11 protein-coding genes, 6 tRNA genes and 1 other RNA gene are annotated in these 17,851 nt (G+C 38.6%); 6 read left to right on the forward strand and 12 right to left on the reverse strand.

Translation table 11 applies throughout. The features are described 5' to 3' along the window. Positions 1-12: 12 nt before the first annotated feature. Positions 13-576, reverse strand: a complete 564-nt coding sequence (locus PARC_RS14475) for a UPF0149 family protein (RefSeq protein WP_007587323.1) — start codon at positions 574-576, stop codon at positions 13-15. Between the two features lie 193 nt (positions 577-769). Between PARC_RS14475 and ssrS the strand changes: the two genes are divergently transcribed. Further along, positions 770-952, forward strand: a non-coding RNA gene (gene ssrS, locus PARC_RS14480) — 6S RNA. 186 nt (positions 953-1,138) lie between these two features. Here the strand turns inward: ssrS and PARC_RS14485 are convergent. The 9 genes from PARC_RS14485 to PARC_RS14530 all read right to left on the reverse strand — a co-directional run bounded on the left by PARC_RS14485 (position 1,139) and on the right by PARC_RS14530 (position 8,359). Then, entirely contained in the window at positions 1,139-4,222 is a 3,084-nt protein-coding gene (locus PARC_RS14485; protein ID WP_010554900.1) for an efflux RND transporter permease subunit, read from the reverse strand. Further along, positions 4,219-5,535, reverse strand: coding sequence for an efflux RND transporter periplasmic adaptor subunit (locus PARC_RS14490; protein WP_010554901.1), 1,317 nt, complete (start codon positions 5,533-5,535; stop codon positions 4,219-4,221). The genes PARC_RS14485 and PARC_RS14490 overlap by 4 nt, the downstream gene beginning before the upstream one ends. Further along, the gene (locus tag PARC_RS14495) at positions 5,525-6,940 is read right to left on the reverse strand and encodes an efflux transporter outer membrane subunit (RefSeq protein WP_010554902.1); all 1,416 of its coding nucleotides are present in this window, start codon (positions 6,938-6,940) and stop codon (positions 5,525-5,527) included. Before PARC_RS14495 ends, PARC_RS14490 begins: the two co-directional genes overlap by 11 nt. A gap of 544 nt (positions 6,941-7,484) precedes the next feature. Further along, a tRNA-Thr gene (locus tag PARC_RS14505) sits at positions 7,485-7,560 on the reverse strand. Positions 7,561-7,662: 102 nt separating this feature from the next. Next, positions 7,663-7,738 (reverse strand) — tRNA-Phe (locus PARC_RS14510). Between the two features lie 55 nt (positions 7,739-7,793). Then, positions 7,794-7,869 (reverse strand) — tRNA-Thr (locus tag PARC_RS14515). A 57-nt stretch (positions 7,870-7,926) separates the two neighbouring features. Then, positions 7,927-8,002, reverse strand: a tRNA-Phe gene (locus tag PARC_RS14520). Positions 8,003-8,136: 134 nt separating this feature from the next. After that, a tRNA-Thr gene (locus PARC_RS14525) sits at positions 8,137-8,212 on the reverse strand. Positions 8,213-8,283: 71 nt separating this feature from the next. Continuing rightward, positions 8,284-8,359, reverse strand: a tRNA-Phe gene (locus PARC_RS14530). A 339-nt stretch (positions 8,360-8,698) separates the two neighbouring features. On the opposite strand from PARC_RS14530, the gene PARC_RS14535 reads away from it, so the two are divergent. After that, positions 8,699-11,476 carry an ATP-binding protein gene (locus PARC_RS14535; protein WP_010554903.1) on the forward strand — a complete coding sequence of 926 codons (2,778 nt, stop codon included), beginning with the start codon at positions 8,699-8,701 and terminating at the stop codon, positions 11,474-11,476. Positions 11,477-11,528: 52 nt separating this feature from the next. On the opposite strand, the gene PARC_RS14540 is transcribed toward PARC_RS14535, so the two are convergent. Together PARC_RS14540 and mutY are read right to left on the reverse strand one after the other, a co-directional pair. Continuing rightward, positions 11,529-11,801 (reverse strand): oxidative damage protection protein, encoded by a 273-nt coding sequence (locus tag PARC_RS14540; RefSeq protein WP_010554904.1) that lies wholly within the window; start codon positions 11,799-11,801, stop codon positions 11,529-11,531. A gap of 35 nt (positions 11,802-11,836) precedes the next feature. After that, entirely contained in the window at positions 11,837-12,898 is a 1,062-nt protein-coding gene (gene mutY, locus PARC_RS14545; protein ID WP_010554905.1) for an A/G-specific adenine glycosylase, read from the reverse strand. Positions 12,899-13,059: 161 nt separating this feature from the next. Here mutY and trmB point away from each other — a divergent pair, with 161 nt between their 5' ends. From trmB to arcA, 4 genes are all read left to right on the forward strand, one after another. Next, positions 13,060-13,785 carry a tRNA (guanosine(46)-N7)-methyltransferase TrmB gene (gene trmB, locus PARC_RS14550; protein WP_007582957.1) on the forward strand — a complete coding sequence of 242 codons (726 nt, stop codon included), beginning with the start codon at positions 13,060-13,062 and terminating at the stop codon, positions 13,783-13,785. Positions 13,786-13,851: 66 nt separating this feature from the next. Next, a complete protein-coding gene (locus PARC_RS14555) occupies positions 13,852-14,877 on the forward strand; it encodes a methyltransferase (RefSeq protein ID WP_010554906.1) in 1,026 nt (341 codons plus the stop codon). A gap of 151 nt (positions 14,878-15,028) precedes the next feature. After that, positions 15,029-16,633: a sensor histidine kinase gene (locus PARC_RS14560; RefSeq protein ID WP_010554907.1), complete on the forward strand. Its 1,605-nt coding sequence runs from the start codon at positions 15,029-15,031 to the stop codon at positions 16,631-16,633. Between the two features lie 490 nt (positions 16,634-17,123). Next, on the forward strand, positions 17,124-17,840 hold the full coding sequence (gene arcA / locus PARC_RS14565) for a two-component system response regulator ArcA (RefSeq protein ID WP_002962549.1): 717 nt from the start codon (positions 17,124-17,126) through the stop codon (positions 17,838-17,840). Positions 17,841-17,851 lie beyond the last annotated feature (11 nt).

Below are 17,851 nucleotides of genomic sequence, written 5' to 3' on the forward strand. Positions count from 1 at the left end.
ACTTTTTAAAAGTTAATGAAGCGTTTTTTTAGTACTTTGCGTGCTTTGCTCTTTACCTAGCTCTGCAAAACAAAGTAGTGCTGATACACGCACATATTCAATCACTTCGTGCAGCGCTTGGCTGTCTTCTTCGGTTTCTTCAAAAGTAGTATCTAGGCGAGTGATTTCGCTAAAGTCAGTAATAACTTCTTTAACATCGCTCGATAGTTTACCGTAGTCTTTTTGCTTTAAACCAAAACCAAGCATAAAACCCGCTACCCATGATACGAGGCCATTAGCCTGATCGATGAGTGTTTCGTCGTCGCTTGGTAAAAATAAATCAAACTGAAATTCATCATCATTAAAGCTCGCGACTACTTGCTTATATATAGTGCCAAAAAACTGCTTTAAATCGTTACTAAACGATTCACCATCGTTAAACACATCGCTCAAAAGGCCTAAGTATTCTTTGTCGTCAATGGTTAAACCACACGCAAGTAAACCACTAATCACACCATGCGCTTCGGCAGGTGATACAAATATTTCGTTTTTTTCTAAAAGCAGTTGAGCTTTTTCGTAATCGGGTAAATCGTTCATAATCGAATCTTCGCTTTGCAAGTTAAGGCAATGCTACCACTCGATAAAAAGCAACTCCAATTAATTGTATGATCAAGCTCAAAAACCATGCGATAAAGTAAATGATGAGTTAAAGGTGCGGAAAAACTAAGCGAACGGTTTAATTTTTTACGTTTGGGGTTTAAGGATTGGATTATGTCTTATATACTTAAATTGTTCCCTGGGGTACCGGAGCTTAGTTAAGTCCCTGAGCCGATAAATTTTATACCAGGGTTTCTGTTCGTCTACTATTGTGCAGGCTCGGCATGTACCGAGAAGCCTACGGTAAACCGCAGATTCCCGCCCTGAAACCTTCTGGTTTCAGGACTGAAACCGAGTACCGTATCTTGGGGAACACCTTTTTAGCAAACCCTCGCCTTTAAAAGGCTTTATCAAAAAAATTAACCTTCCTGTTTACTCTTATATTTATCTAAATTTTTTATTCACTTATCTTCAATTGTCTAATATTACTTTTTAGCTTATAAAAAAAGCCGCAGGTAATTACTTACCTACAGCTTTAATAATCACGTATTTAAGAGTGAAGTTATTTAAACCAACTTTGAAAACGCTCCATTAGCATGTAGTTTATTGGTACTAACAATAAAGTAATGAAAGTTGCAAAAATAATCCCAAACCCTAAGCTCACCGCCATTGGTATTAAAAACTGTGCCTGAGTCGCTTTTTCAAACAGTAATGGCATTAAGCCAATAAAGGTCGTTAAACTAGTTAGCATTACAGGGCGAAAACGTGATGCACCTGCAATTTTTATAGCATCGAGAACTTTACCACCTTCACTGCGCTTTTTATTAATAAAATCAACGAGTACAAGCGAATCATTTACCACCACCCCGGTTAGCGCAAGCATACCGAGTAAACTCATAATAGTTAAGTCCATTCCCATAATCCAATGCCCTACTACAGCACCTATCATGCCAAATGGGATTACACTCATTACTATGATTGGTTGTAAGTAAGATTTAAGCGGTATTGCTAATAGCGCATAAATAATAAAAAATACAAACACAAGTGCCCAAGCCAACGAACCAAACGACTCTCTTTGCTCTTTAGCCTCACCTTCTAGTTTGTAATCTACTCCAGGATATTGCTGCATTAACCCATCTAAATACTCCGTTAGGTCAGCCTGCAGTATGGTCATGTTGGTATTATTTTTTTCGATATCGGCTGTTACGTTTAATGTGCGGTAACGGTCTATTCGATTAATAGTTGATGGACTTTGCCCAGCAGTAAGTGTTGCCACGTGCGATAAAGGCACTGAGCCTCCATCAGGCGTATTTATAAGTATGTTTTGTAGGTCAGCTACAGAGCGGCGCTCATCTATAGGTAAGCGTACCATTACACGTACATCGTCTCTGCCTCGCTGAATACGTTGTGCTTGCGAGCCAAAAAACGAGTTACGTACTTGTCCAGCTACATTGACTCTATTTAAGCCCAGCGCCAAACCTTGTTGCGTAAGCTCTATTTGTAACTCTTCTTTACCGTCGGACATACTATCGGCAATATCAAATACCGTTGGATAGGTCGATAAACGGGTTTTAATGTGATCAGCCACGTCTTGTAAAATAGTCAACGAAGTGCCGCTAAGCTGAACATCAATTGGGTCTGAACTTCGGCCAATTTCGGCTCTAAACGTTAAACTTTCGGCGCCTGGTATCACACCAATTAAATCGCGCCATTCGCTGGCAAGTTCTCGTGATCCTATGTCTGATTCACGCTTTTCAGCCGGTGTTATTTCAAAGCGTACAGAGCCTGAATTAGATACACCACCACGCCCGCCTGTTGTGGCTAATATATTTAAAATAACGCTTTCGCCAGTATCTGGATCGCGGTATTTTTCTTGTAATTGCTGCGCCTTTTGCGACATGTCAATTACGTATTTATTCGTTACTTCAAACGGTGTACCTGTTGGTAGTGTTAAGTTAACGCGGACTGTTTCGCTTGGTATGCGCGGGAAAAATACAAACTTAGTCCAACCGCTGGTGATCATGGTTAAAATTATAACAAATACACCAATAAACAAGCTTACCGAAGCCAATTTATGGCGCAGTGCTAAATTTAAAGTGGGTTGATAGTATTTTAAAATCGCGTTTTCAAATCCATCTGCAAAACGCTGTTGAATAACATCAAACTTTGAAGGTTCGCCTTTTTCGTGGCGTAGTTTTATATATTTTAAATGTGCTGGTAGTACAAATTTAGATTCAATCAATGAAAACAATAATACCGGAATAACCACTACCGGTATTTGTGCAAACAAGGCACCACGCGCCCCTTCAATAAAGGCCAAAGGTAAAAAGGCAGCAACGGTAGTCAACACACCAAATGTTACTGGTGTTGCTACTTCCTGAGTACCTAAAATTGCGGCTTGCTCGCCCGACTTAGCCGTTTTTAGATGGGTGTAGACGTTTTCACCGGTAACTATGGCGTCATCAACAACAATCCCCAGTACCAATATAAAGCCAAATAAGCTCATAATATTAAGGGTTACGCCAAAAATAGGCATCGCTATAAACGCGCCCATAAACGAAACCGGAATACCAATAAATACCCAAAATGCAATTGCAGGGCGTAAAAACAAAGTAAGTAAAGCCAGTACTAAAATACCGCCTTGTAAAGCATTGGTAGTAAGGGTCGAAATACGACTTTTAACCAGCTCCGAATCATCATCCCAGTAACTTAGTTCAAACCCTTGCGGGAGAGAGCTTTGTTGCTCTTTTATGTAGTTTTTAACATCGTCAGCAACTGTAATCGCACTTTGTGGACCAATTCGATATACGTCGATAAATGCAGCTTGCTTACCATTAAAGCGAGTACGTACTGGTGTTTCTTCAAAATCATCTTTTATAGTCGCTATATCACCTAAGCGAATAATAGTGCCATCGGCTTGGTTTTTAACAACAATACTGGCAAATTCATCTTTACGATATGCTTGCCCTTTAGAGCTTATAAGTACGTCTCCGCCTTCTGTTTTTAAGTTACCAGCAGAAATATCTGAGCTTGAGTTAGAAATAGCACTCGATATTTGTGCCAAGCTTAAATCGTACTGACGAAGAATATCTTGGCTTACTTCAATGGCTATTTCGTAATCACGAACGCCACTTAGCTCTACCTGCGTTACATTAGGTAAACGTAGGATTTGATCGCGTACTGTTTCTGCGTATTCGCGGGTTTCTTTTTCGCCATAGTCACTCGATACGGTAACCGCGATAACTTCACGAATTCGCTCAGCAAGCGCTACTATCGGCTTTTCAGCATCGGCTGGAAAAGTGTTAATTGCGTCTACACGACTTTTTATATCAGCTAAAAGCTCACGAGGGTCGTAGCCGCTTTCCACCTCTATTGTCACAGAGCCTGAACCTTCAGAAGAGCGACTAAATATTTGCTTTATGCCCTCTAAATCTTGCACTGCTTCTTCTATTCGTATAGTTACACCTTGCTCTACATCCTCTGGTGTTGAACCACGCAAACTTACATTTACGCTTATCATGTCAGTTTCGAATGAAGGAAATACCTCAAGCGGTATTTTGCTTGATAAGCTAAAAAGTCCCGACAGTAACAGCGTTACTAGCAATAAGTTAGCAGCAACATGGTTTTTGGCAAACCAAGCGATCATGGCTTATCTCCTTGCTTTGCTGCGCGGCGTTTTTTTAGCTCTTCAACACTAATACCCTGCTCTTTTGCTTTTTGCTCAAGCTGCTCTGGCGTCGGGCGCTTTCCTTTACCTTGCCCATTAGCTCCTCGGCTTTTAGGTTGCTCTGTGCTTTGTTCGCCTAAAATACTTACCTGAGTACCAGAACTCACTTGCCCTAGTGGAGTAATAACCAGTTTATCATTTGGATTTAATCCCGTTTTTATCATCGCTTGTGTCGCATTTTGCCAAGCAAGTGTAATGTCTTTACGCTTAAGTACACCCTCTTCAACAACATAAACATACGTCCCTTGATATATTGTACTGTTAGGGATTATAAGTGCGTTAGGAACTGTTTTACCGGTAATTTGCGCCTTTATGTATTGCCCTATTTTTATCGGGTACTGGTTATTAGCCGTTGCTTTATATGGGTCGTTAATTTTAGCAACTACGTAAAGCTGTTGTGCACCTTCATCTATAGCACCTTCGGTACGCGCTAGCTGCCCTTGCCACGTTTGCTCACCCACTAAGTCAGAGGTAAATTTAACAATTGAACCTGCTTGATTTTTGGCGCCATCACGATATTGCTCAGGTAAATTTACGAACGGAAGATCTTTATTTTTAATCGGTAAACGAATCTCTACGCTATCGATTGCGTAAATAGTGGCAAGCTGGGTATTGTTAGTAACAACTTGCCCCAAATCAACACTACGGCTAAGTATACGACCCGCATATGGCGCGGTTACTTTAGTGCGCTCTAAATCAAGCATGGCTTTTTCAAGTACTGCTTGCGCCGATAAAACTTCTGCTTCGGCTGCTGCAAGTTGTGGTTCACGCAGTACTAGGCTGCTTGCCTGATTTGAGCCGCCAAGGCGTTTCCAATCAGTAATAGCTTGTTGTCCACGCGCTTTTTCTTCTAATAAGCCTTGCTCTGCCGTTAATAAATTGGCTTGAGCAGATTTAACTTCAGCTTGATGATCTCTATCGTCTAGCTTTAAAAGTACGTCGCCCTTTTCAAAAAAGCCGCCTTCTCTAAAGTCATCACTTACTTCAATTATTTGCCCAGATGCCTGAGCAACTAATAAACTTTGTGTACGTGGTTTTACCGTACCGTAGCTATCAATCATCACTTGGTAATTTTGTGGTTTAAGCTCAAGCGCAGCCACACTTATTGATGCTTTAGGAGGTGAGCCAAAGCGTTTAGCCTCTGGCGGATTACCTTTAATAAACATAACAATTAAAATAGTGGCAATAATAACCACCGCTGGAATAATAATTTTTGCTGTTTTAGTTTTCATCATTATTGCTCTTTAGTTCACTTGAGGGCTTTGCAAAATCACCACCAAGGGCAACGTGTAAGTTAATTCTGTTAGCTATTAATTGGTTTTTAATGTCGATTAAGGAGCTTTGTGCATCGAAAGACCTATCTTGTGCGTCAAGCACCGTAGTGTAAGTTACCAAGCCACTTTGATATTGCTCAAACGACAACTGCTCTGCTGCAAGTGCGTTTTCTTGCGCCTCAAGGGTGCTGCTATATTGTGATTTAAGAGACTGCTGCTGTGAAATCGCATTTTCTACATCACCAAATGCATCGTAAAGCGTTTGCAAATAAAGTTGCTCTTGCTTTTGAGTATTAAGGCGCGCTATTTCTTCATTCGCTTTTAAGCGTCCGCCCTCAAAAAGTGGTGCTGAAATACTACCTAATAACGACCATGCAAGGCTTGATGGAGAAAACAAGTCGCTTACTCTGTCGGTGCTATCACTTAGTGAAGCTGTTAAATCTAAACTTGGAAAGCGTTGTTTGTGCGCATACGCCAATGAAGCGTCGGTGGCTAAAAGATCATACCAACTTGCTCGCAGCGTAGGTTTACGTGTTATAAGTTCAGAAGGTAAGCCTAGTGGAATATCGGTATTAATAACGGGTAAGTCGCTACTAGCAGTAATGGCACCTTTTGGGTATTCACCCAGTAAACGCTCAAGTACACGTGCTGAAGCCGATAGGTTTGCCGTTTGAGTGGCAATGCGAGCGCGTTCAGTATTGAGCTCATTACGGGCTAAATATACATCGAGTGCTTCGTTTATACCTTGGCGATAGCCAGACTCGATAATATCTAGGTTTTGCTGTGCGTTGGCTTCGCGACGTTTAAATAAATCGAGTAATTGTTGCGATGTAACAACATCAAACCAGCCTGTTACCACATCAGCAACGAGTTGCTGTTTAGCTTGCTCAAACCGTGCCTGTTGCGCTAAATAAGTAAGGTTAGCTTCACGCTTTGAATCAGAAAGCTTGCCCCATAAGTCCACCTCATAAGTTAGCTCTAGACTCACTGAACTTGCATTATCGTAACTCACTGGGCGGTTGTCTTTACTACGGCTAGTACGCGTTGATAAATCGAGGCTAGGCCAAAGCGCAGCACCCGATACTATAAGCTGTTGTTTTTGAATTTCTACATCGTAACTAGTTTGTAAAAGCTGTTGGTTATTTTTAAGTGCTTGTTGTACAAATTTGTTAAGCGTAGGGTTTTGTAGTTGTGTAAGCCATTGCTCTTGTACTTTTAATACCGAGCTTGATGCTTCTTGCTGCCATTGATGTGGCATATTATTAGGCGCTTGCATGCGCTGCGACGAGTTAAAATCACTCGCACAGCCGCTAAGCAGCATCACACTAATTGCCAATAGGGTTGGCTTGCATTGCCAAATCATAATTAAACCTAAATTACTGCTATTTATGAACGTAATTCAAGCACTTTGGCAACTTTTGCTCAACCTACTTTACATAACATTACATAGCTAGCGATGAACTAACATAATAGCCAGTTATACGGTAAAAATGAGCAAATGATCAGCAATTTTTAATAATAAAAAATTAACTTTTTGTAGTGTGTCTAAGAGATTATACCAATTCGCTTAATTAAGTGATCTATTTTGAGGTAAGAAAATCGTGTCGATAACAAGGCAAAAATTTCGTTATTTTTGTCCTATATCAGAAATTTTTAACGCAGTTAACGGCAGATTTAATCACTCAAATTAATTAAGTATTATTGCGGATTGGTATTAGACATATAGAAACAGAAAAGCCCCGCTATAAGCGAGGCTTTTGAATAAATGGTGCCGACTAACTAAGTCGAACGGATAACTTATACAGACTACTGATTACAAGTCAGTTGCTTTGCTCTTAACTATGGGTATTTTTAATTCTCAAGTTGAAAACAAAAAAGCCTCGCTATAAGCGAGGCTTTTGAATAAATGGTGCCGACTAACCGAGTCGAACGGTTGACCTACTGATTACAAGTCAGTTGCTCTACCAGCTGAGCTAAGTCGGCACACAAAACTGTGTGCTAAGGCACGTTCAATTTTAAAGATTGAGAACTTTTATAAAGCACTTAAAATAAAAAAACCTTGCATAAGCAAGGCTTTTCAATAAATGGTGCCTCGACGCGGAATCGAACCACGGACACGAGGATTTTCAATCCTCTGCTCTACCGACTGAGCTATCGAGGCACATAAACTGTGCTAACTAAAAATAAAATAATTATTTAACTTTTAGCTTTATAAATGGTGCCGACTAACCGAGTCGAACGGTTGACCTACTGATTACAAGTCAGTTGCTCTACCAGCTGAGCTAAGTCGGCACACAAAACTGTGTGCTAAGGCACGTTCAATTTTAAAGATTGAGAACTTAAAGTAAATGGTGCCTCGACGCGGAATCGAACCACGGACACGAGGATTTTCAATCCTCTGCTCTACCGACTGAGCTATCGAGGCACATAAACTGTGCTAACTAAAAATAAAATAATTATTTAACTTTTAGCTTTATAAATGGTGCCGACTAACCGAGTCGACGGGTAATTTGAACAGACTACTGATTACAGCTTTCTTTTCAAACTACTTTAAATAAATGGTGCCGACTAACCGAGTCGAACGGTTGACCTACTGATTACAAGTCAGTTGCTCTACCAGCTGAGCTAAGTCGGCACACAAAACTGTGTGCTAAGGCACGCGTAATAATGTTTAAACTGTTGATTAAACACCACTACTTTAATAAATGGTGCCTCGACCCGGAATCGAACCAGGGACACGAGGATTTTCAATCCTCTGCTCTACCAACTGAGCTATCGAGGCACTTAAACAGTGCTAATTAAAAATCTTAAAGGATTTTTAATGCAATCCCCACTCATCTCTAGCGACTGAGCTATCTGGGCGTGCGGCGTATTAAACGAGTTTTGCCCTTACAAGTCAACTTTTTTTTTCTTCTTTATAACTGTTTGAACGGTTTTCAGACAACTCAGTACGTTTTTTATTAATAACGTTCATTTTTACCACAAAGCAGACTATAGCTATAAATAAATATAACTAAATCAGACTAAAAACGTAGTGAATTATTTTTCGTAAATGTTACGATTACTGCAATAATACAATAAAGACTTATTGTATTTAAATATACCAACCAGGGAACGTTAAATGCAGAGTAAATTCTCTTCACCGGTAAAAGGCCTACTGCCTCTTTTTTTGATCATTAATATTGCTGTAACAGCACTTGCTATTGTTGCCCATTCATTCTACGCGCAAACTGAAGTTAGCACAGCGCAACCCAAACCACCTGTTAATATCGTAACGCTCGCCGATAGATTAGATTTGCCTATGGTTGATGCATTAACTATGTATGGTCAAGGTAAAGTAAAACAGTTACTTGATTTAACCTCCTTATTAGACGCTGATTTTGAATATACTCTATATCGCTTCAATGCTACATCAGATACTCAGTTGGTATATAGCAGCAGTAAACCAGCCACCGCTTCTATTAAAACTGAAAGGCACTTAGTAGAAGAAGGTATCCTGCATCACCTACTATTGTTAAACGATCAGCCCATTGGCGAGCTTATCATTAAGCAAAATTTACCTGCCACACCTTTAAGCACTCAAGATTCTCAAGTAATTGCTTATATAATTGCTATAGCGTGTGTTGCTGCATTATTTATACTTACTTTAATGTTTAATATGTACGTTAATACTCGCTTACGTAAAAGTACTGACATTCTTACGCAAGAGCTGCAGGCAATCACCGACGATGCTAATTACAATAGTAATGTTGACGAGCAACTCGATATTGGCTTAGGTGTAGTTGCAAAACACATCAATCTATTATTGCAAAAAGTACAAAGTGCAATGAGTGAGAGTGATGCTGCACAAAAAGAGCTTTATAAGTTACAAAATAGTCTAGAAGGCGAAGTACAAAATCGTACTTTAGCGCTTGAGCAAGCCACATTGAAAGCTGAACGAGCAAGCGAAACTAAAACAACCTTCCTCGCAACAATGAGTCATGAAATAAGAACGCCGATGAACGGGGTTATAGGGACTATTGATTTACTGCGCCAGACCGAACTTGATGGCGCCCAGCATCGCTTAAGTACGATTATTCGTGAATCAGCATTTTCGCTATTGAGCATTTTGGACGATATTTTAGACTTCTCTAAAATTGAGGCTGGAAAGCTAAATATTGACCCTATCCCGTTTTCGGTAACTGATACTATTGAAGAAGTTGCTCGTGTGCTCTCATCTGTTGCTAAAAAACGTGAGCTTGATTTAGAGCTAGCAATAGCGCCAGATATTCCTATAAACCTTACCGGTGATAGTGTACGTGTACGTCAGGTTCTTTATAACCTATGTAGCAACGCAATTAAATTTACGAGCACTGATGAAAAAACTCAAGGCCATGTAAAAATATCAGTAGAGGTGGTACATAATACGACCGATCACTTTACTTTACGCTTTTGTGTAACTGATAATGGTAAAGGTATGTCGCAAGCACAACTACGCGAAATATTTAACCCGTTTATTCAAGCCGAAAATTCGATTACCCGAGAATATGGAGGGACAGGTTTAGGTCTTTCTATTTGTAAAAGCTTAACTGAGCTTATGCTAGGTACTATTCATGTAACTAGTCATACAGGAATTGGCAGTGAATTTACTGTTGAATTACCATTTAGTACATCGGGAAAAATTAAGTACGCACACAAAGGTTCATTAAATGGTAAGAGGATTATTGTAGTTAGTAATCATCTAGAACGTGAAAAAGTAATGTACCGCTACTTATCGTTTATGGGCGCTAAAATTACTTATGTACATACTGAAGAAGAAGCTGAAGAATATCAGCATGCGCAAGATATTATTTGGGTGGCTGATGGCATAGACAATATGGATAAAACAAACGCGCTGCTAAGACGTTTATTTTATTCATTAGAGGATTATAACCAACAAGTTGTTGTACTAAGCAAGCTTGATGAAGCGGCTATAAATCATAATAATATTTTTTATATTAACGCTTCTCCTTTATGTAAGTCTAACTTTATGCTGTCTATTTTAGTCGCTGCTGGTCTGCATACTCCTAAACAAATTAAAAAAACCAAAACACTTAATAACTATTTAAATGTTGAGCAAGCTCGTAAATCAAATAAATTGATTTTACTGGTTGAAGATAACCTCCTAAACCAGCAAGTGCTGACCGATCAACTACACATACTAGGTTTTGGCGTTGAGATAGCAAACAACGGTGAAGAAGGCTTAGATATGTGGAGAAAAGGTGATTACTCACTTATTTTAACCGACTTACACATGCCTAAAATGTCGGGTTACGATATGGTCGAAAAAATCCGTAACGAAGCAGAGCTATTAGAATCAATTGATGCACAGCCTTACATTATTGCTGTGACAGCAAACGCACTTAAAGGCGAAAAAGAGCGTTGTTTAGCCGTAGGTATAAACGACTTCATTACCAAACCTATAGAGCTAAACGCGTTAGAGGACACCTTAAAACGCTGGAGCGATAAGCAAAGCCAAAACCCAAATGTAGTTATCCATCAAACCATGGCGCTACCTATTGATATGGAAGCGGTTGCTAAATATGTAAATGGTGACGAAGCTAAACAGTTACGCTTTTTCAAAATGTATTTAGAACAAAGCCAAGGGCTAATTAAGGGGATTAATTCAGGCGTTATGGTTAACGATTTAGATGAGATTATTGAAGGGTGTCATCAATTAAAATCGATCTCTAAAACAATTGGTGCCCAAACGGTGGCTGAACTTTCAAGTGCATTTGAAGATAAATGTAAAAAAGGTGAACTCACTACCGATGAATTAATAGACTTAAGAGATAAGTTAGAAATTGAATACTCTAAGGCAGCTCAATTTTTAAAAGAACAAATTAAAATCTCTGAGCAAGAAGATGAGTTAAGTGATTAAATAATCGCACATAAAAAAAGGGCTATTTAGCCCTTTTTTAATGTTTAAAATATTATTTTTCAGGCGGTCGATAACCTTCAATTTCCACATCTTTGTTTTCAAACAAAAAGCCAACCATTTGCTCTTCTAAAAATGTGCGGTGCTCTGGGTCCATCATATTTAAATGCTTTTCGTTAATAAGCATTGTTTGCTTATGCTGCCACTGACTCCACGCTTCTTTAGAGATGTTATTAAAAATCTTTTCACCAACTTCACCAGGGTATAACTGAAAGCCAAGCCCTTCGGCTTCTTTTTGTAACTTTTGACAAAATACTGTACGTGCCATGATTGATTCTCTCTAACGCTAAATATGGGGCTATTCTATACTATTGCTGTAATTTGTTTAACCAACTTTTTAGTTGGCGCTGCTAGGCCAACCTCTATTGATTGATCAAGCGGATACCACACTAATTGTTTGTCATTTACTACATCAGGAATTTTCTTAACATTAAGTACATGCGGATTAATCTTCAGCTCAAAATGTGAAAACACATGAATAAACGCTTCAAGCTCTACTAAGTTGGCTTCTAATCCTTGCTGAGCTAAAAATATTTGAAGCTCCTCGTACTCATTAAATTCAAAAAAGCCAAATAGTCCTCCCCAAATACCGCTGTTAGGGCGTTTTTCCATAAGCACTTTATCGCCACACTGAACAATTAACTGATGACAACTCTTCTTCGGCACTGCTTTTTTAGGTTTAGAATGTGGAAACTCTTTTACTTTACCTGCATTAAAAGCACCACAACCTGAATTTAATGGGCAAGCCTCACAATCAAAACGACTGCGTGAGCAAACACTCGCACCTAAATCCATCATAGCTTGATTAAATTCGGTGACATTATTTTTAGGTGTTAATTGCTCTGATAAATGCCAAAGCTGGTTTTCGACTTTTTTAACACCGTACCAACCTTCTATCATAAAGTAGCGCGCTAAGACTCGCTTAACATTTCCATCTAAAATTGGATGATGCTGTCCAAGCGACAATGATAAAACAGCCCCGGCAGTAGAGCGCCCTATTCCCGGTAAATCCATTACTTCATCAAGCGTTTGCGGAAATTCGCCTTGGTACTTGTCACCTACTATTTTAGCTGTTTTATGTAAGTTACGCGCACGAGCGTAATACCCTAAGCCAGTCCAGTGATGCAGTACTAAATCTTCATCAGCATCGGCTAAAGCAATAATATCTGGAAAGCTTTGCATAAATTTTTCAAAATATGGGATAACAGTAATAACTTGAGTTTGCTGGAGCATCACCTCAGACACCCACACTTTATAAGGTGTTTTACCCAACTGCCATGGAAGTGTTTTACGCCCATGAAGGTGATACCAATCAACGACTTGATTAGAAAACGAATTAGACTGTTCTTTATTTAAATCCAACATATTGTACTTTTACTGATGCTCAATGGCGGCTCAGTCTATTGTAGTTAATAAAAAGATCAAGCTATAGGGCGTGTAAAACCAGCTAATACTTGTGATTGCGGGCTCGGTCAGGGATAATATGCAACCATTTTTAAACACATTGTTTTTGTCAGGCCAATAATATGAGTGAATCAAGCAACACTAACCTTGAGCAAGCTAAGCAAGAAGGTAAATACATCCGCACCATTCGCAGTTTTGTAAAACGCGAAGGTCGATTAACCAAAGGCCAAGCCGCTGCAATCGAAAAATGCTGGCCAACAATGGGTCTAGAGCATAAAAACGGTATGCTTGATTTAAGCGAAGTTTTTGGCAACAACAACGATGTAGTAGTAGAAATTGGTTTTGGTATGGGTAAATCGCTTGTCGAAATGGCAACAAATGCCCCTCACCTAAACTTTATTGGTATTGAAGTACACCGCCCAGGCGTTGGTGCTTGTTTAATGGATGCCGATGAAGCAGGCATTACTAACTTACGTATTTTTGAACACGATGCAGTTGAAGTACTTGCAGACTGTATACCTAATGAAAGCTTAACAACACTACAGTTGTTTTTCCCTGATCCTTGGCATAAAAAGCGTCATCATAAACGCCGCATTGTACAAACTGAGTTTGTTGAAAAACTAAGAGCCCAACTGAAAATGGGTGGCGTTTTTCATATGGCAACAGATTGGGAAAACTATGCAGAGCATATGCTCGAAGTAATGAATGTAGCTCCTGGTTTTAAAAACCAATCAGAAACAAACGATTATGTTCCACGTCCAGATTTGCGCCCGCTTACTAAGTTTGAGCAGCGCGGACATCGCCTAGGTCATGGCGTGTGGGATTTAATGTTTGAACGTACTGAGTAATTTGTAACTTTAAGCACTCACTTTTATTTTTGATAAAACTAAACATACTGTAAGGCAAAGCCATTTATGAGCGTACTAACCAACCCAAGTTTACTGTTACTTCGTAATAGCGAGGCACTAACGGGCAAATCTATCTTGGTGGTCAACTTTGTTCAAGATGGCTTTTTAACAGAGCTTAAAAAACTTAACCCGCAAAGCAAGGTAACTGCATTTAGCTACAACCATGCTAACGGTGAGTTTGCTAAAAACACCAAAGACGTTGAGATTTGTGTAAATCACACAATACCTGGTAACGGCTACGATTTAGTTATTCTTTACTATCCTAAATCAAAACCTGAGTTATTAATGGCGCTTGATAATATTCGATCTGCTATTACTGATGATGCCGAACTATTGGTGGTAGGTGAAAATAAAAGTGGTGTTAAATCAATTGAAAAGCAATTAGCTGGTAAAGCTGAGTTTAGTAACAAAATTGATTCAGCTAAGCACTGCGTTCTTTACTCATTTGCTGAGATTACCCAGCACCCTGACTTTGATATTACGACCTACCATAAAAAGTTTGTTGTTAATGTTGCCGACACCGAGTTTACAGCTATTAGTGTCCCAGGGGTGTTTAATCACGGTAGTTTAGATATGGGAACGAAAGTTCTACTCGAAAACGCACCGACAATTAAGCAAGGTAGGGTTCTCGACTTTGGTTGTGGCGCAGGTTTAATAGCAACCTTTTTAGGGCTGCATAATCCAGCACTTGAGTTTGTGTGTAGTGATGTAAGTGCGCTGGCAACTTACGCAACACAGCAAACTCTAAAGCTTAACGGCATCAAAGGCGAAGCGATATTAAGTGACGGCCTTAAAAGCATTACCGGTAAGTTTGATTTAATTATTAGCAATCCACCTTTTCATACAGGTATTGCAACCGACTACACAGTAGCAGAAACATTTTTAGCAAATGCAAAACAGCATTTAACTAAAGTAGGAAAGCTGAATATTGTTGCTAATAGCTTTTTAAAATACCCGCCTATTTTAGAAACGCAATTTGAAAGCTACCAAACGGTATTTAAAAATAACAAGTTTGCCGTATATAGCAGCTAGTATTATTTTTAAAAATGCTTGAGTGCAAACGCGCTCAAGCTAACCTTCGCATAAATATAAGAATTAATTTAGCTTTTTTCCTTCATTTTCTCCCGTCTTTGCTAAACTAAAACTCTAAATAATCAAAATTAATTCAGGCGATAACGAAATAATGCCTAAAAAAGTTCATCAAAGTAGCATTCGCAAAGCACTCATAAATTTAATTATGCTTATTACAGCTATTTGCTTGTCGCTATCTATTTCGATATCTACTTATTTAAGCGTAAAAGAGCAAAAGCAATTAATCATTAATAAACTCGTCATACTTTCTGAAATTGTAGCTTTTGATGCTGGTAAATCAGTAGTTGAAGATGATAGAAAAACAGAAGAAAAACGCCTCAAGTCATTTGAAAATATCCCCCTTGTAAAAAACATACATATTTACTCAATAGAAAAAGCATCCCAAAAGCCTGTTTTCTTTATTAGCTTTAATGCTAAAAAAACACCTCCTGTGCCACTGAGAATAGACAGTGTTGATGAGCTAAAAACACCACGAATTACGAGTGACCATATTGAGCTAGCCCGCCCTATTTACGATAACGAACAAGTAGTAGGTTATGTGTATATGCGAGGGAGCCTCGAAAGTTTAGAGACTTATATTGAGAGAAAAATATTAATAGACGTGCTATTAACTCTATTAATTTTAATCGTTGTTTACTTTATTGCTATAAAAGTTCAACGACGTATAGCCAAGCCAATAGAACAGTTAAGCATGCTATTGCAGGATGTATCTAAAAATCATAACTATGATGCACGCGCGCCAATAACCGATGTAAAAGAAATAACCGCTCTTTCAAATAGTTTAAATATCATGCTTACACGTACCAAAAAGCAACTTGAGCGCCACGAAAAAGATAAACAAGAAATAAAACAACTAAACCAGAGCCTTGAAGAAAAAGTAAACCAGCGAACAATCGCTCTCAGAGAAGCAAATCAAGAGCTTTTATCAACCCTTGAGCGAATGCATCAGTACCAAACGCAAATTGTTGAAAACGAAAAAATGGCATCGCTTGGGCAAATGGTTGCTGGGGTTGCCCATGAAGTGAATACACCAATAGGGCTAGGTATTACAGGCTCTACATTACTTCGAGATAAACTGGCAGATATACAGCAAAGCTTTGACGATAAAAAACTTACCTCAAGCCATCTAAAACGCTTTATAGATGAAGGTATTGAAAACTTAGACTTAATTTATCGTAATCTAAATCGTGCCGCAGACCTGATATCTAATTTTAAAAAAGTGGCCGTTATTCAAGATGACGGTGTTAATACCTATATTAATGTACATAAATTAATAAGTGATGTTTTAACATCGATTCAATCTGAACTACTGCCTAAAAAGCCTGTCGTTATTATTAACTGTCCGACCGACTTGGCTATTCATAGTAAGTCTGAACCTCTGCAACAAGTATTTCAGCAGTTGCTTATGAACTCTGTGATTCATGGATTTATAGGTAAAGAAAATAATGAAATTCGCTTTGACGTAGAACTGATAGGGAAAAAATTAACAATAGTTTATTCTGACAATGGTCAAGGCGTTGATAAAAACATTAAAAATAGAATTTTTGACCCGTTTGTAACTTCAAAGCGCGGACAAGGCGCAAGCGGCTTAGGCATGCACTTGGTCTACAACCTAGTAACACAAGCACTTGGCGGAAGAGTTATGTTTGATCTTGAAGAAAAACACGGTGCTCGCTTTATAATTACTATTCCTTAAATAAAGATCACTAAAAAGTGCATATATTTAAAATTTATCCTTGAATTAGCATTTAATGACCTCATTAATGAGGCATGTGATAAGCGCGTAACATTATTTAATTACCTTAAATAAATATTACTAAGCGATTTATGAACTTTTTTATCTTTGCTGTATCACATATATTGATGAAAAGTTAGAAAGTGATATAGTTTTGCTTTGAATTAGTCTGATTATTTTAAATACCTTGTTTGATTGAATGATGTATCAATTATTAAAGGAAAATGGCTTCGACTTTATGATTCAAATGACTACATCTACGTATATATCAATTAAACAGTAGTTTTTGCACTGCCCTTTTTAGTAGACTTTGGACACCCTGCTGTTTTATTTTTATCCAATTTGTTTTTTCCTTGTTAACAAATGGGTATAATCCTATAATCTCTAGTAATCGGTTATAAGTTCATCACCGGTTTTTTATAAATAAAATATTCCAAAAGGTTAATTAATAATGCAAACGCCAGTCATTCTAATCGTAGAAGATGAAGACGTAACTCGACTGAACCTAGTTAGTTTATTTGAAGCTGAAGGGTACAAAGTTATTGAAGCCATTGATGGCGATGATATGCATGACAAGCTTACAAATAACGATGACGTTAATCTTGTAGTTATGGATATCAACCTTCCTGGTAAAAACGGTCTTATTTTAGCCCGTGAATTACGCCAAAAGCGTAAAGTAGGTCTTATATTCCTAACGGGTCGTGACAACGATGTTGACCGTATTTTAGGTCTTGAAATTGGCGCAGATGACTACGTTACTAAGCCATTCAACCCGCGTGAATTAACTATTAGAGCTCGCAACCTTATTACTCGTACTGCTTTAGGCGGTGAAGAGTCAGCACTAGAAACAAATGGTGTTATTACGTTTAACGGTTGGGAACTTGATGAAAATAGCCGCTGTCTTACTTCTCCAAATGGCGACGCTAAACGTTTACCAAAAGGTGAGTACAGAGCACTTCGTTTAATGCTTGATTCTCCAGGTCGTATCTTTAGTCGTGAGCAATTAATCAAGCACATGACAGGCCGTGAGCTTCGTGCAAATGACCGTACTGTTGATGTTACTATTCGTCGCATTCGTAAGCATTTTGAGAGTGATAACTCAACGTCAGAGTTAATCAGCACCATCCATGGTGAAGGTTACCGTTTCATTGGTAAAATTGACGCTTAATTAGAGCTAAT

The sequence above is a fragment of the Pseudoalteromonas arctica A 37-1-2 genome, assembly GCF_000238395.3.
Lineage (GTDB): Bacteria > Pseudomonadota > Gammaproteobacteria > Enterobacterales > Alteromonadaceae > Pseudoalteromonas > Pseudoalteromonas arctica.

Bases quoted from the DNA above. Each gene is read 5' to 3' on its own strand.
- PARC_RS14475 (WP_007587323.1), bottom strand. From the start codon at position 576: ATGAACGATTTACCCGATTACGAAAAAGCTCAACTGCTTTTAGAAAAA.
- PARC_RS14485 (WP_010554900.1), bottom strand. From the start codon at position 4,222: ATGATCGCTTGGTTTGCCAAAAACCATGTTGCTGCTAACTTATTGCTA.
- PARC_RS14490 (WP_010554901.1), bottom strand. From the start codon at position 5,535: ATGAAAACTAAAACAGCAAAAATTATTATTCCAGCGGTGGTTATTATT.
- PARC_RS14495 (WP_010554902.1), bottom strand. From the start codon at position 6,940: ATGATTTGGCAATGCAAGCCAACCCTATTGGCAATTAGTGTGATGCTG.
- PARC_RS14535 (WP_010554903.1), top strand. From the start codon at position 8,699: ATGCAGAGTAAATTCTCTTCACCGGTAAAAGGCCTACTGCCTCTTTTT.
- PARC_RS14540 (WP_010554904.1), bottom strand. From the start codon at position 11,801: ATGGCACGTACAGTATTTTGTCAAAAGTTACAAAAAGAAGCCGAAGGG.
- mutY (WP_010554905.1), bottom strand. From the start codon at position 12,898: ATGTTGGATTTAAATAAAGAACAGTCTAATTCGTTTTCTAATCAAGTC.
- trmB (WP_007582957.1), top strand. From the start codon at position 13,060: ATGAGTGAATCAAGCAACACTAACCTTGAGCAAGCTAAGCAAGAAGGT.
- PARC_RS14555 (WP_010554906.1), top strand. From the start codon at position 13,852: ATGAGCGTACTAACCAACCCAAGTTTACTGTTACTTCGTAATAGCGAG.
- PARC_RS14560 (WP_010554907.1), top strand. From the start codon at position 15,029: ATGCCTAAAAAAGTTCATCAAAGTAGCATTCGCAAAGCACTCATAAAT.
- arcA (WP_002962549.1), top strand. From the start codon at position 17,124: ATGCAAACGCCAGTCATTCTAATCGTAGAAGATGAAGACGTAACTCGA.